Annotated in this window: 12 protein-coding genes and 1 tRNA gene; 3 read left to right on the top strand and 10 right to left on the bottom strand. The window is 61.1% G+C overall.

Annotated features, from left to right (window positions below; genetic code table 11):
* Nucleotides 1-7 precede the first annotated feature (7 nt).
* Nucleotides 8-865, top strand: a complete 858-nt coding sequence (locus NPX02_RS16930; protein WP_260294985.1) for an MbnB/TglH/ChrH family RiPP precursor modification enzyme — start codon at nucleotides 8-10, stop codon at nucleotides 863-865.
* A gap of 234 nt (nucleotides 866-1,099) precedes the next feature.
* Here the strand turns inward: NPX02_RS16930 and tsaA are convergent, their stop codons facing one another.
* Complete coding sequence (gene tsaA, locus NPX02_RS16925; RefSeq protein WP_305792917.1) at nucleotides 1,100-1,810, bottom strand: tRNA (N6-threonylcarbamoyladenosine(37)-N6)-methyltransferase TrmO; 711 nt, start codon at nucleotides 1,808-1,810, stop codon at nucleotides 1,100-1,102.
* A 336-nt stretch (nucleotides 1,811-2,146) separates the two neighbouring features.
* Between tsaA and NPX02_RS16920 the strand changes: the two genes are divergently transcribed.
* Nucleotides 2,147-2,464, top strand: coding sequence for a c-type cytochrome (locus NPX02_RS16920; RefSeq protein WP_260294984.1), 318 nt, complete (start codon nucleotides 2,147-2,149; stop codon nucleotides 2,462-2,464).
* Between the two features lie 71 nt (nucleotides 2,465-2,535).
* Here NPX02_RS16920 and NPX02_RS16915 read toward each other — a convergent pair whose 3' ends face one another.
* The 7 genes from NPX02_RS16915 to NPX02_RS16885 form a co-directional block, all read right to left on the bottom strand.
* Nucleotides 2,536-3,750: a hypothetical protein gene (locus NPX02_RS16915; protein WP_335342594.1), complete on the bottom strand. Its 1,215-nt coding sequence runs from the start codon at nucleotides 3,748-3,750 to the stop codon at nucleotides 2,536-2,538.
* A gap of 3 nt (nucleotides 3,751-3,753) precedes the next feature.
* Complete coding sequence (locus NPX02_RS16910) at nucleotides 3,754-7,392, bottom strand: ATP-binding protein (protein WP_260294983.1); 3,639 nt, start codon at nucleotides 7,390-7,392, stop codon at nucleotides 3,754-3,756.
* Nucleotides 7,382-8,038, bottom strand: coding sequence for a DUF4194 domain-containing protein (locus NPX02_RS16905; protein ID WP_260294982.1), 657 nt, complete (start codon nucleotides 8,036-8,038; stop codon nucleotides 7,382-7,384). The genes NPX02_RS16910 and NPX02_RS16905 overlap by 11 nt, the downstream gene beginning before the upstream one ends.
* Entirely contained in the window at nucleotides 8,028-9,470 is a 1,443-nt protein-coding gene (locus tag NPX02_RS16900) for a Wadjet anti-phage system protein JetA family protein (RefSeq protein WP_260294981.1), read from the bottom strand. The genes NPX02_RS16905 and NPX02_RS16900 overlap by 11 nt, the downstream gene beginning before the upstream one ends.
* A 23-nt stretch (nucleotides 9,471-9,493) precedes the next feature.
* Entirely contained in the window at nucleotides 9,494-9,841 is a 348-nt protein-coding gene (locus NPX02_RS16895; RefSeq protein WP_260294980.1) for a HepT-like ribonuclease domain-containing protein, read from the bottom strand.
* Entirely contained in the window at nucleotides 9,834-10,124 is a 291-nt protein-coding gene (locus NPX02_RS16890; RefSeq protein ID WP_260294979.1) for a nucleotidyltransferase family protein, read from the bottom strand. The genes NPX02_RS16895 and NPX02_RS16890 overlap by 8 nt, the downstream gene beginning before the upstream one ends.
* Nucleotides 10,125-10,306: 182 nt before the next feature.
* Nucleotides 10,307-10,396: transfer RNA gene (locus tag NPX02_RS16885), tRNA-Ser, on the bottom strand.
* Between the two features lie 438 nt (nucleotides 10,397-10,834).
* Here NPX02_RS16885 and mltF point away from each other — a divergent pair.
* Nucleotides 10,835-12,223 carry a membrane-bound lytic murein transglycosylase MltF gene (mltF, locus tag NPX02_RS16880; protein ID WP_260294978.1) on the top strand — a complete coding sequence of 463 codons (1,389 nt, stop codon included), beginning with the start codon at nucleotides 10,835-10,837 and terminating at the stop codon, nucleotides 12,221-12,223.
* Nucleotides 12,224-12,615: 392 nt separating this feature from the next.
* Here the strand turns inward: mltF and tadA are convergent, their stop codons facing one another.
* Both tadA and NPX02_RS16870 read right to left on the bottom strand, forming a co-directional pair.
* The gene (gene tadA, locus NPX02_RS16875; RefSeq protein ID WP_260294977.1) at nucleotides 12,616-13,098 is read right to left on the bottom strand and encodes a tRNA adenosine(34) deaminase TadA; all 483 of its coding nucleotides are present in this window, start codon (nucleotides 13,096-13,098) and stop codon (nucleotides 12,616-12,618) included.
* A 365-nt stretch (nucleotides 13,099-13,463) separates the two neighbouring features.
* Nucleotides 13,464-14,711: a GGDEF domain-containing protein gene (locus NPX02_RS16870; protein WP_260294976.1), complete on the bottom strand. Its 1,248-nt coding sequence runs from the start codon at nucleotides 14,709-14,711 to the stop codon at nucleotides 13,464-13,466.
* Nucleotides 14,712-14,802 lie beyond the last annotated feature (91 nt).

Below are 14,802 nucleotides of genomic sequence, written 5' to 3'. Positions count from 1 at the left end.
TAGCCCTATGATTACAAGAAAAAACAGCGACGCACGCCCCTATCTCGGATACGGCCTGCGCCTGCGCACCGAGTATCTGGAAACCCTGCTCCATGACCGGCCGGCGTTGGACTGCATCGAGATCATCAGCGAAAACTACCTGGATGCCGATGAAGCCACATTGCGCCAGCTGGATGAGCTGAGATCACACTACCCCGTGATGCTGCATGGGCTTTCGCTGTCCATCGGCAGTCCCTGGCCGCTGGAACCGGGCTACCTGGATCAGCTGAAGCGGTTGACCGAACGGATCGAGCCGGCCTGGGTATCCGACCACCTCTGCTGGCGCGGGGCGGACGATGAGCAGCAGGGCCAACTGCTGCCGCTACCCTATACCGAAGAGACCCTGGAGCATGTGGTCGCGCGCATCAACCGGGTGCAGGCGTTCCTCGGCCGGCAGATCCTGCTGGAGAACGTACCGTTGGAACAGGATAATCATCAGGAGATTCCGGAGGCCGATTTCATCCGTGAAGTGGCCGAGCGCTCGGACTCCCTGATCCTGATCGATATTGGTAACCTGCTCAGCAGCAGTCTGAACCAGGGGTTCAACACCTCGGACTACATTGCCCGCCTGCCGCCGGCGCGGGTGCGGCAGCTCCACCTGCCGGAGATCAGCTTCCTGCCGGCAACGAACGACGAATGCGATGCTCCCCCGCACATTCCCGATCCGATCTGGCAGCTCTATAGCGAAATGCTCGACCGCTTTGGCCGCCTCACCACCATCATCGAACGGGAAGACACCATCCCGACCCTGGCCGGGACGCTCAGTGATATCGACAAAGTCCGCCGGGCGGTCGGGAAGTATCTGGGGAACGAACTGGCGGGCTAGTCCTGCCCTTGACCCACAAAGGCCGATGCACACGCGTGTAGGATGGGTGCAGGCGCGGCACCCTTGTTGACGGCTGTTCGCGAGGCTCGGGCGCGCCGTAACCCATCTTCGAATGCGGATGCAGGTGCGCGATGGGTTGCGCGCCGGAGAAGGAGCCGGCGGAGAGTTCATGGGGGCGCTCCACCCATCCTACTCCTGGACGCAGTCCGCCCCACTTATGGGTAAAGGGTAGCGCTAGTCCACAGCCAGCGGTGCCAGTTCCAGCACCTCGATGACATCGTCGCTGATCCGCCAGCGCAGATCGAAGTCATACAGCCGGATGCCGTAGACCCGTCCGGGTCGGGATTCCCCCGAATAGGCCGGTCGCGGGTCAGTCTCCAGCAAGTGGGTGATAAACTCACGCAGCCGGTCCGGCTCATGGCGGGACAGCAACTGCACCTCCGCCAGATCCAAAAAGCGCACCTGAAAGCGGACACCGGGAGCCTCCGGGGCATACCCGGAACGGGCCTCGGGGATACTGTCCACGTACCCCACGTAGGGCTTCACATCCAGCACCGGGGTACCATCCAGCAGATCGATGCCTGAGAGCTCCAACACCACCTCGCCGTCGACGGCGTGCACGCCCTCCAGCTTCACCACCGACAACCCAATAGGATTGGGCCGGAACGGCGCCCGGCTGGCGAACACCCCGACCCGCTTGTTGCCGCCCAGCCGCGGCGGCCTCACCATCGGCTGCCACGCCCCGCGCAGTGCCTGATGAAACACAAACTGCAGCCAGACGTGGGAGTACCCCTCCAGGCCGATCACCGCCTCCGGCCGGTCGTAGGGTGCGACGAACACCAGCTCGCCCCGCGCCTCGGGGATCAGTCCCGGCTGGCGCGGGATGCCGAACTTCTCCTTGTAAGGAGAACGGATGTAACCGATTGGTTCAAATGTATAAGTCATGATCGTCCAATATTGAGATCCCAGCCGGGAAACACTGGCGGTGCAAGGTCGAAGCCAAGCCGCGCACCCAAGGGGATGAACTCCATCATGGCGGAGCGAATTTACCCGCGTGATCGTATCCGGAAAAGTCCAAATGCATCCGACCCGCTCCCAGGCCACTTTTCAACCTCGCCCAGCCGTGACAATACGGGCTAACAGAGCATAAACCCACTATATCACCCTGTTTTAATTTAAAAAAATGCCCTCGTGAAAGTTAAATTTTCTTCGCTTACTGCCGTTATCTGTATTTGAGCAACGCCCAATTCATTCCATAAAACAACAAAAGCAGGTGTGCCAATGAAAAAGCTCTACTCGATACTCCTGGCCGCGGTATGCACCACAGTGCTGGTTACCAGCTTCACGGCCCAGGCCGACCAGCAAACGGCCATGATGTCGGGGTGCCTCGGTTGTCATAAGGCGGACGCCAAACTGATCGGCCCCTCGTTCCAGGATATCGCCAAAAAATATGCCGGCCAGAACGGCGTGGTCGACACCTTGGCTGCCACGGTCCAGGCAGGCAGTCCGGGCGGAAAATGGGGAGAGACGCAGATGCCGCCCAGTCCGGCACCACTGGCGGACATTAAAAAAGTTATCACCTGGATGCTGACGCACTGATCCGGCACCTAATTTCGCCACTGCCCCGACGCTCCGGAGCAGTGGCAAATAGTGAGGTTCCAGCAGCCCGCTCAGTTCGTGACCGCCTCTTGGTCGACAAACATTCCCGTTGACCTGATGGCGGGTAGCAACACCTTATCAGCGTAGTCACAACCGGTACTTTCCGGGTTTCCCTGCGCGCCCTTATTAGCGGTTTCCGCCGCGTGCCCCTGGGACCGGCTTAGCAGATCCAGCATGGGCGAATACCCTGCCACCCAAGCCCCCACCTCACCAAACAGACCACGCAACGCCTTCAGGATCATCATCCCCGAATAATCCAGGTCACCCCAGAACCACAACGGCCATTCGCACGCCTCGCCGGAAAACCACCAGCCGAGAAATTTCTCCTGCTGTTGCAGGTCACTGGATGCATGAAAATGCATCGAAACCGCCTGCTTGTTCCGGATACGACCGGCACTCCCCTTGAAGCCGGACACATAGATCAGCGCGTGCCCCGCTACCGCTTCGGGAGAACCGGCCAGCGCCGCAAGATAGCTGTCCTGGTTTTCGATAAACAGTACGCCGGAGACGACCGACGAAAGATAGAGCTGCACCAGCACGGGGCGGGGTGCGATCAGGATACCGGGAAACAGCGTACGCAACAGATCTTCCCGGGAATCTAGGAACTTGGAGTGGCCCCAGAAGCACTTTGCACTCAACTGCCTCAGGGTCAACCCGATATCCGCAAAGTCGCCGATGCGGGCAAATGCATCCAGCACCTCCTGTGCCGATCGGCCGGGAAGGCCGGGAGCGGCCAAAACCAGTTCGGCCGCCGATCCTGGAAATAGCGCTGCGCCCGCCGTCACCGCTCTCTCCCAGTGTGATCGGTAGGGTGCGCAATAGGGGTGCACCAGCCAGCCGCGTAACAACTTCTCCGCTTCGGCTTCACGACCGGGCGACAATTGAATGGTGGCGCCCGCATAAACGGGATCGAAGGGTTTCCGTCTGGGGTTATCGGTCACCCTGAGCAGATCAGGGGTGAGCGATTTCAGCAGTGCCCAGCTACGATCCGATGCTTCATCATTCCTGAACAGATCGGGCTGGTTTTTTGCCGACAAGCGCACGCTTGGCGGCTTTTCCCGTACCGCCAACGGCTTTTTGTCTAGCCGCGCAAGCAGGGTGTCCAGAAGATCACGGATCTCTGGTTCGTCTTGCAGCCAGGGTGGCGCCGGCGGGGTATGCATTGGCGGTTGTGTCATATACGTCGGGTACTCCACACTAAGCGTTCTGTTCCAAGCCATGCCCACTGTCTAGTCCGCCGTCGCGAACTCCTGCATGAAATCCAGCTCCGCCTGGTGATAGACGTTGCGCCGGTGATTGGCCCACAGCGCCTGGATGCGCTCCTGGTTGCACTGCTTGCGGTCCACCAGCACCCGGGTGTTGAGCTGTCCGCGCAGGCGCTCGCTCGGCACCTTGGCGAATACGAACTCGTGGCTGATCAGGTCCATGTAGGGGCCGCACTTGCTGGTCGGCATGATGAACAGCAGTTGCAGGCCGAGGCTGCCGGTGAGGTAGTTGATCACCTCACGTGAGCGCGTCTCGTCCATCTTGGAGAACGCCTCGTCCACCAGCACCATGCGCAGGTGGGTGTTGCCCTCGGCGAAGCGGAAGGCGGAGGTGATGGCGGCGGAGCGGATGATGTAGGCCGGGGTCTCCAGCTGGCCACCGGAGCCGGTGCCGTATTCGCTGAGCGGGATCGGCGGCTTGCCCTCCACCTCTTTGTAGATCTCGTAGCGGCGGTAGTTGCGGTAGTCGGCGATGCGTTCCAGGTCGCGCATCGCCCGTTGTTCATCCTCGTCCAGCAACATACGCATCAACTCGTCGAGCACCTTGCGCGACTTCGCCGACAACTCCACCTCGAACAGGGTGGTCTCGTCCCCCAGCAGTGGATTTTTCACCACCTCCTGGAAGAAACGCGCATAGTCCCGGTATTCCGGTATCCAGTCGCTGGCGAAGCGGAAGGTCTCCCGGTCGGCGCCGAAACGGTGGTGCTGCAGCTCCCGGTTCAACTGCTCGATCTGGCGCTTGCCGTCGTTCAGCGCCTGGTGGATGGTGTGGCAGAGGTGGGTTACGAAGGCGTTGTTGAACGCCCCCTTCAGCTCCTCGAGCTGCTGGTGTTTCTCCACCAGGATATTGTTCTTGAGGATGTTGTAAACCCGGTCGATCTCGCGCTGCAGCTGGCAGATGGAGCGGAACAGGGCGGCATCGTAGTCGCCGCTGAAGTCGGGATAGATAATGGTATCGGCCGGTCGGCAATGCTGGTTGTGCGCCTTGACCTCGTCCTCCGTCCGACGCTGGGCCTGTTGCAGCCCCTTCTCCAGTTCATTACGGAAATTGCGGGCGGTGGTGATATCCAGATCACGGGCTTCGTTATCGGCCGCCTGCAGACGCGCCTCGCTATCGAACTCGGGCCAGGTGGCTGCCAGCGCCTGCAGCGCCGCTTCGCAGGCGTCCAGCCGTTCCCGGTTCTGCTCCTGCAGGTCGCTCAGCGACCGAAGCTGCTTGTCGATACTCTCCAGCCCCTTGCGGATCTCGCCACGCTGTTCGTGCAGCCCCCCCTTTTTCGTCTCCAGTTCCAGCTGTTCCGCCTTCAACGCCTGCAACCGCGCCTCCAGGTCCCGGTGTTCACTCAGGTCCAGCTGGGCCAGCAAGCCGTCGATCTGGCCGATCTCACGATGGGTCTCGACGATGGCTTGCAGATCGTCCGCGTAGCGGGTGTGCCGCAACCGGTCCACTGCCTGCAGCAGGCGTGCGATCCGCTGCAGCCGGTCGTTGGCCTGGTTCCACTCCACTTCGATCTCCGACAGCTCCTGCAGCTTGGCCTGCAACGCCCGCTCGCGCGCCGCCGCGCCGAACACCAGATCGCTGTCCGGCAGATCGCAGCGCCACATACTGTAGCTGCCGGAGCCTATACCCTCCTCGGTAATGCCGCGCCGGGTCATGCGCAATGCCTCGGCGGAGGCGACTCGCACCACCGTGCCGAAACTGGCGCTCAGGTAGGCGCGGGCCGCGGCGTGGCTGAACTCCAGCACGTGGATAATCGATTGGGAATCGAGACTGATACGCGCCGCATCCCTGGCCGCCTTCTCCCCCTGGATCACCCGCGCCCGGTTGTCCCGGCCCGGCAGGTGGCGGACGATGCCGATGGCCTCGGCCTCATACTCCGGCTCCACCAGGATGGAGAAACGCGCCCCGCCCAGATAGCCCTCGATGGCCGACTGCCAGCGTGGATCCTTCACCTCTACGTGGTCGCAGAGCACCCGGGGGTCGGCCGCCGGGCAGTGCTGGCGGATCGCCTTCAACGCCCGCTCTACATAGGCGGGGTAGCTGACCTGATTGGCATTCAGCCGTTCGATCTCATGTTGCTTTTGGCGGCGTTGTTCGGCCAGCTGCTGGTAACGCGCCCGACGGGTGTGCTGCTGCGCGGCCAACCGTTCTCTTGGCGACGCCTCCGCCTCGCCGCCGTGCCAGAAGGCGTGCCAGCGGTTGTGGGTCCGCTGCAGCGCCTGGACCTGATCCAGCTCGGGCACCAGCGCCGGCAGGGTGCCGGAAAAGTCCCGCTGTACCAGGTGGTGCAGCTCCCCGATCACCTGCCGGGCAGTGCCGGCCACCTCCCGGGCCAGCGACTCGGCCTCCAGCACGGTGATCCCGGACTCGCCGTCCAGCAGGGCCGCATCACCCAGCGCCTCGGCGATATCCCGGCTTGCCTGGATGTTCCCGGTGACCAATTGATCCTGGGCCAGCACCGATTGGGCCTGCGTTACCAGGCGGCTGTCAAGCCCACCGCGCTGCTTCTCCAGTTCATCTTTCTGGCGCAGGGCCTGCACCCCCTGGCGCTGCGCCTCCAGGCTGATCCGCTGGTCATGCACCAGCTCCGCCTGTCGCTCCAGCTGGGCGATCGCCTGCTCGGTCTCCTGCTGCTCCTGACGCTGGGTCTGCTGCAGCTGCTTGCCGCGCAGATAGTCGGCCTGGCGGGTCTGATATTCGGCCTGGGCCAGGGTGTAATCGAGCACATTCAGTTCGGTCCACTGTTCGATATAGCGCTGCGCCTGCGCGCCGGCCCGGCGCAGGGTCTCCATCGACCCCAGCAGATTGGCCGCATCCCGCTCCATGTGGTGGATGGTCTTGAGCTGGCTGGAGACCGAGCGCACCGCCTCGCCAAGATCCTTCTGCTCCAGGATCTCATCCGCCACAAAACGGTTGATCCCCTTGATCGGCTTGTAGGACATGAAGCGGGAGAAGGCGCGCGCCGCCGCGATCGCCTCGGTCTCGGTGACCGCGTCGGACTTGCCGCGCAGGGCACCGTAGAGGCGGCGCAGATAGGCCTTCTTGGTCTCGTACTTCTCCACCCGGCGCTTGCCGAACTCGCTGATCAGCAGGGTCTGCAGCTCCGGCAACGGCACCACGTAGCGTCCGGCGCTGTCGCCGCGCACAAAATGGGACAACCCGAGCGTCTCGCCGCTGATTATGAAAAACTGTGCGTCGTCCTGGCGCGCCACGGTGTTGCTGCCGGCGCTGTCCAGCCAGGCGCGTACCGCGATTACCGCAGTGAAGGGTTCACCGCTCTCCCCCTGAGTGGGGTGGAACATCGCCGCCAGGTAGCCGTCGCTGGGATCGAGCCGGGCGTAGCTGCCATCATCGCAACCCAGCACATAGGAGGCCAGGGTGCGCACCCGCTTGCCGCCGCGCCCGCGCTGGGTGGTCTCGTCCTGTCCCGGGTTGTACTGGAACAGGTTCTCGTGGGCGGCCGTCATCACCGTCTGGATGGCGTCCGCCGCCGTGGTCTTGCCGGAGCCGTTGCCGCCGGAAAAGAGATTGACCGGGCCGAAATCGAATTCCAGGTTGGGAATGTTGCCCCAGTTGATATAGACAAACTGTTTAAGAAACATCTTCCGCCTCGGGTTGCGGCAACTCATCTTCCAGGGCGGTGAGTGCCTCATCGCTGACAAAGGTGACGATCATCGGATGAATGCGGATCCACGCCTCACCGTTCTCCATCTCCTCATCCTGCCGGTAGTCGATCAACCGCAACTGGCGCAGCCGGTTGAATACCCGCTTGCGCTCGACAATCTTGTCAGGCAGGGTGCGGCCGAGCAGATTGCGCATGGCGATGGCCAGCGACTCCACCGACTCCAGGACATGACCGTGCTCGTCCAACTGGCCCTCCCGCAACGCCTTGTCGTACTGCAGCCGCAACACCAGCAACAGCGCCACCTCGTCCTGGCGCAGCCGCGCCCGCAGGCCGCCGCTGAAGGCGCTCTCCGGCGCATCCTCCATGCCGGGCACCCGGGCGCCGGGGGGATAGAGCCGCAGATAGGCAAAGCGCCGGTCGTGGAACAGGCTGACGCCGATCAGATCCAGGTACTCCTCCACCAGCGGCTCGATTCGCAGATAGCGGTCGTAGAGTTGTTGCTCGGTCTGGCTCTCGGCGCGGCACAGCACCCCGTAGTTGAGCAGGCGCAGGCAGAGTTCGCGGAACTCCTGCAGGCTCACCCCCGCCTCCTCAAGCGCCTCGCTCAGTGCTTCAGTCAGCATTCGACTCCCTTTCGATCAGTTCAATGGTAAATTCATCGCAGGCGTGAAAATAGTCCGTGCCGACCCGGTTGTCGGTCGGGGTCACCCGGAAGCCGAACTCGCCGCCGCCGAGTGCCCCCACCTCGATGGCATGGGCGCTCATCAGCAGCTCCCGAGCGTCGCGCACCGGCAGCTGCTGGCTCTTGATCCGGTGGCCGTCACACAGCGCCTGGACCAGGTACTCACGCTGGCCCTGGCTGTTAAAGGTAAAGGCCAGGTCCACCGCGCCCTGCACGAACAGCGCCTTGCGGGAGACCCGGTCATTCGTCACAACCGCTTCGACCGAGTTGTTCACCCGCCGGGGCCGGCGCCCCTGTTGCAGGCGAATACCGTCCGGGTCGACAAAACCCATATCCATCACCGACAGGGACTGACCCGCTGCCGCCAGGGCGCGCGCCTGCAGCGCCTCGGGCGTGCTGCGCAGCCGCTCGCACAGGCCGAACAGGCGGTTCTGGCCCGACGCCCCGGTATAGCTGAGCTGGCGCATGATGATATCGGCGCGACGGGTAAAGCCGTTAAGTGCCTGACGCAGGGCCGGCAGCATGATGGACGCCGCGTTGTGCATGCGCGTCTCGATGCCGTCGAGGATCAGCAGATAGACCGAACGGTTGACGTGCTCGATCAGCTCCGGCACCGCCCGCCGCAACTCCCGTTCCGCCTGCGTCTTGAATTCACGGCGCTTGCGTCGCGCCTTGCCGATGAGCTCGCTGATCTCGTCGCGGTACTTCTCCACCGAATCGGCCGACAGACGGATCGACAGGTCCGGCATGAAGCGCTTCTCCATAAAATCGAAAAATTCGTCCGAGGCGCGCTGCACCACCTGCTGCGCCTCCACCTCCTTCACCAGTTGGCGCTTGCGCTCGTCCAGCTCGGCAATCACATCGGAGAAGTCGGAGATGATGCGCTCCGAATACTCGAAGGCGTCCAGTAGGTCATACACCTCGCCCTGGTCGAGGAACGACTGTAGCGCGTTGCGGGTGTTGCGGGTATTGCGGTGGCGGGTGCGGAAACGGCCGCCGGACGCCTCCACCATGGGCTGGGTGAACAGGCGGCCGTGACGGGTGAAGGCGTAGGTGCTGTGCATGGTCGCCTCGTCCATTTGGCGCTCCAGCCAACCGTACTCCAGCAGCTGATTGAGTATCCAGTTGGCCTGCTCGCGCTGCGAGCGGGCCGGGGCCTGGTAGACCTCGGCCTCGTCCTCATCCAGTACCGGGCTGCGGGCGATCGCCTCCTCCAGGATCTCGATCACCTGCTCGCGGTTGAAACTGCGGCTGTAGTCGGCGAGCGAGCTGTAGAGGCGGGAATAGAAGGTGCGGAGGCAGTCCACCACCTGGCCCCGGTACTTGCCGTTGAGCGGCCTGAAAAAGTGCTCCCGGTCTTCCGTGAAGAACACTCAGCAAACCCTTCCGGGACGGGTCATGCGATTTTTTCCAGCTTTGGAAGCAGATCCGGTATGTCGTCCCGAATAATACTCCAGATCGTGTCATCATCTATGCCCAAATAGGCATGAATCAATTGGTTTCGGGTGGCAATGATCTGCCGCCAGGGGATTTCAGGATAGGTCGCGCGGATGTCATCGGGAATATGGGTGGCCGCCTCGCCGATCAGCTCGAGATTACGCAGGGTGGCATCATAGGTGATACCGCTGGTGACGAACTGCCGCTGATCCATGTCTGCGACGTAAGACAAGCACTTTTGCGCAAAACCGATCATATCCCGCACATAGAAGTCCCATCTACGGTTCGGCTTACCTGTGTCAGACATGGATGGCTTCCTGCTCCACATAAGACCGCAGCTCAGGGCGTAGCGCCTTGTCTGTTACCAGATCCACAGGGCAACCGAAAAGATCCTCCAGATAGAATTGGACGCCGAAGTAGCGTTTCGAAACGGCCGGTCCATCGAATGAAACGAGGATGTCGACATCGCTATCCTTGCCCGCAACGTTACGCGCCGTGGACCCGAACAGCGCCAGATCGATCACCCCGAATCGTTCGGACAGCTCGGCCTTGTGTGAACGCAGCAGCTCCAGTGCCTGTTTTTTCCTCATTGGGCCATCACCGGTGGAGGTTCATCTCTATCCGGTTTGCGCGTCAAATTGAAACCGGTACTCTAGCAGTATTAAAGAAGGAACCTACCCATCGCTTGGCAGCGGTGGTTTCAGCGAAACGGCTGAAACGCATGAGCGGCCAATAACCAGGGCAGGTAGATCGTTGCAATAGCTTAAAAAATTGGCGGAGAGGGTGGGAGTCGAACCCACGGACCCCGCAAGGGGTCACTTGATTTCGAGTCAAGCCCATTCGGCCACTCTGGCACCTCTCCAATTCTGTACGGCTGAACAACGGCGCGTTGCACCGTCGAGTCAAGCCCATTACTCCGGGCATCCTGCCCTTCGCCCTTCGGGGCGCCCTGCGGGCGCTAAAATCGCTCCCGGCGATTTTTGCGGCCACTCTGGCACCTCTCCAATTCTGTACGGCCGAACAACGGCGCGTTGCAGCGTCGGGTCAACCCCCTGACTCCGAGCATCCCCCCTTCTCCCGGTGACGGGCTATTGTACCCGACTCTCCCGCCGCTGACAGCAGCGGCGCTATTATCGCTATAGACAAACCAGATGGCAATCGATTAAAAGCGATATAAAACAATCGGATAGACAGAGCTTCGCGATCTGCTGAAACCTCCTTTAGAATAGGGGGTCGATTGTACACCCGACAAACCCGGTCGTTGACCCAACAAAGGACGCTGAAGGTTACCCCATAAGCCATGCGTACCCTGTGGTTCCTGACACTGAGTCTGCTGTTTTCCAGCTGCAGCATACCCAAGCCTCTGATCGAACGGATCAAGGAGGAGGGGCAACTGATCGTGATCACCCGCAACAATCCGGCCACCTATATCCAGGAGAAGGAGCGTATCCATGGCCTGGAGTATGAGCTGGTTGAACAGTTCGCCGCCGAGTTGGGCGTCAAGGTGAAGTATGTCATCCCCGAGAGTTTCGATGAGATCCTGCCAGCCGTGGTGCGCGGCGAAGCCCATTTTGCGGCCGCCGGTCTGACGGTGACTACCGACCGGGAGCTGGCGATCAGGTTTACCCCGGAATACCAGCGCGTGACCGCCCAGCTTGTCTACAAGTCGGGCAAACGGCGTCCCAGGAAGATTATCGATACGGTCGATGGGGTCCTGGAGGTGATGGCCGGCAGCAGCCATGAGGAGCAGCTCAGACAACTGGTGGCCGAGTATCCGGATCTGAACTGGGACGCACAGCGCGCCGTGGAGAGTACGGAACTGCTGAACCTGGTCTATGAGGGACTGATCGATTATACCATCGCCAACTCCAATGAGGTGGCCCTGAGCCGGCGTTATCATCCCGAATTGCAAGTGGCTTTCGAACTGGGCAAGGAGATGCCGGTGGCCTGGGCCTTCCCCCATGCCGAGGACAACAGCCTGTACAAGGCGGCCAAGACCTTCATCAACCGGATCAAGGAGGACGGCTCCCTGGAGCAGCTGCTGGAGCGCTATTACGGTTACGTGGAGAAGCTGGGCTTTGTCGACAACCGCACCTTCGCACGGCACCTGGTGCAACGCCTGCCGCCGCTGATCCCGCTGTTCAAGGAGGCGGCGGAACAGAATGATATGGACTGGCATCTGCTCGCCGCCATCGGCTACCAGGAGTCCCACTGGAATCCCAAGGCGGTCTCCCCCACCGGGGTGAAGGGGATCATGATGCTGACCTCCGCCACCGCCAAACAGATGGGAATCGAAGACCGCACCGACACCGCCCAGAGCATCAGCGGCGGCGCCCGCTACCTGCGCCGGGTGGAGAAGAAGCTCCCCGAGCGCATCCAGGAACCGGACCGCACCTGGATGGCCCTGGCCGGTTATAACGTGGGGTACGGCCACCTGGAGGATGCCCGCATCCTCACCCAGCGTAACGGCGGCGACCCGGACAAGTGGTCGGAGGTGAAACAGCACCTGCCGCTGCTCGCCCAGAAGAAATATTTCGAAACGCTCAAACACGGCTTTGCCCGCGGCAAGGAGCCGGTCCATTACGTGGACAATATCCGCAGCTACTATGATCTGCTGGTGTGGCACAACCGCAAGCAGAAGCAACAGCCCCTTCAGGCGGTGGTCACCACCCTGCCGGCGGTATTGTAACTCCGCGTTTATTCAGTACTCCGGGATCCCCTGACAGCCGCAAGATGCAGCGAGTGAATCCCCGGAACAATCCCCCGCTGAGCCGGGGACCCTTCAGGTTTGACCTATGCATGAGCCGAGCGCCTCTGGATGACAAATGGCAAATGAACTCTCGCCAAGACGCCAAGAGCGCAAAGAATAAAAAAAGGAATCGCTTTTCCTTGGCGTGCTTGGCGTCTTGGCGAGAGTAATGACCCTTTACCGATCCGGGACTGGGAAGACGCCGTGGATACGAAAAATCGTGTGACTACCTTGGGCAGCCCGGGGTATTGTTGCACCCTTGATGCGCTAGCCCAATATGTCCCTGGCCTGATCTCGGCCGACCCGACTCCGAACCCTGATGATGACGTACTTCAGCGCCGGGAGCGGAAGAAGGCGCGCAACAGCTCGGCACAGGCCCCGGCCAGCACCCCACCCTCGGCCTGCACGTAATGATTGAACCGCTGGTCCGAGGGCAGCAGATTGAACACGCTCCCGGCCGCCCCGCCCTTGGGGTCGGTGGCGCCGAACACCACCCGGCTGACGCGGGAGTGAACGATGGCGCCGGCACACATGGGACAGGGCTCCAGGGTGACATAGAGGGTGGTGCCGGGCAGCCGGTAATTCTTCATCCGCTGTCCCGCGTCGCGTAGCGCCATGATCTCGGCATGGGCGGTGGGGTCGTTAGCGGTGATCGGCCGGTTCCAGCCCTCGCCGATCACCTCGCCATTCGCCACCAACACCGCCCCCACCGGCACCTCCCCCTCGGCCTCGGCACGCCGGGCCAAGGCGATGGCCTGGCGCATGAACGCCTCATCCGCGGCATCCGCGGGCAGCGGGCTGACGGTTTCGCTCATTTCGACTTGATTATCCACAAGCTACGAAAAGCCAGTAATGGCACGGGTTTTCCGGTGGTCATGAGTGTCAATACCCTGATCAATAGTTCTTAAGATAATAGATGCTGGAGACTATGTGCCGCCCAGCTTTCGACTTTCCACCGATCCCGGGGAACAGCCACCAAAAAGTTTGCAGCCTTCGCAGTCAAGTTCGCTATATCGGATTGAATAGCTTCCGAGGCAAGAGCGGGGCCGCCCGATTTCTGACACGTTTCTGTTGATATATGCAGGCACCCTGGCCAGGATGTATTGAGGCTGGTTCCATGACTGATTGGTTGTAGGTCTGGCGATTTGCATCTTATCACCTGGACCAGCCTTTTTTATCACTATATCAACAGCTTACTCGTTAAATAAGTGGCATTCTCCTCTGAACCCTCTGACCCCGGGTTTGCCGATTGGCAATTCATGGATAACGAGACCACGCGGTTACGCCCCTCATTCTTGGCCTGGTATAGCGCCGCATCCGCATCGGCGAGCAGCTTGTCGAACTCCTGATCGCAACTGTCACAGGATGATGGACAGACGGTCACACCGATGCTGACGGTCGCGAAAACCTCTTTATACCCGACCGCCAGTGGCGCCTCCGCCACCGCACCACGCAGTGTTTCGGCCACCACCATTGCGCCCACCTCGTCGGTACCGGGCAGCAAAATGCAGAATTCCTCCCCGCCATAACGCCCCAGCGTATCCTGCTTGCGCAGCCGCGAGCCCAGGATGCGCACCACATCAACGAGCACATCATCCCCGACCGGATGCCCGAATTCGTCATTGATGCGTTTGAAATAATCAATGTCGATCATGAGCAGCGCGAGGGGCATCATGTGGCGCCGTGCCAAAGCGTGTTCCTTCTCAGCCTGCTCCATGAAGGCGTGGCGGTTAATCACCCCGGTTAGCGAATCTGTCATGGCCAGCGAACGGATGGTGCGGTCGGCGCGTTCCTTGACCATCAGGATGAATCCCAGCGAACCCAGCATGCTCATGGCCATGAGACCGATGAAAACCGCAATCTGCACAGGGCTTGGCGTAACCGTTGATTCGATGGTGGCGAACTCGATGATCCTGAAGAATGCAACGATGCCCCGCAACAGCGCAAACAGCAAGATTGCTGTGGTGGCGCCGAACAACAGCCACCAGGCACGCCCCGCGCGGGAATCCATATCGGTGTGCAGGATTTTCAGGATCATCAGCATTTGCGTTGCATAAATCAGGCTGCCATAAATCAGCCGTCCACGAAAATCATCCAGTGGCAACAAGACAATGACCATGGAGACCAATCCAACCGGCACCAGGCATTGCCAGCGCGGCCACGGCAACTCACGGTATTCGTAGATCGCCGCAAGCTTCAGGGCTTGTGCCGTAACCATCAGAATGATGGGGAACATGATGGAGACCACATCGGGAATTGCACCGCGTGCGCCGATCAAGAAGAAAGCAACCGCCTCCAGCGCCATCGCCCCAGCCCATTTCTTCAGGCTGTCATGCTCCCGCCCCCATGACACAACGGCCAAGCTCAGCGCCATCATGGCGCCGACCAGCATCAGGGAAAATACCAGGGTACGGTTGTCCAGGAGCATCTCGATACAGCAATCAATACATCGGCGGTACAGGAATCTGGGTCATAGAGAACAAATTCTTCAGGTAATTGCCAATATTGTTCTCTGACCT

Source organism: Sedimenticola hydrogenitrophicus (assembly GCF_025175675.1).
In the GTDB taxonomy this organism is placed as follows: Bacteria; Pseudomonadota; Gammaproteobacteria; order Chromatiales; family Chromatiaceae; genus Sedimenticola; species Sedimenticola hydrogenitrophicus.
Note: the sequence above shows the minus strand (reverse complement) of the source record. Positions and strands in the feature narration are given on the sequence as shown.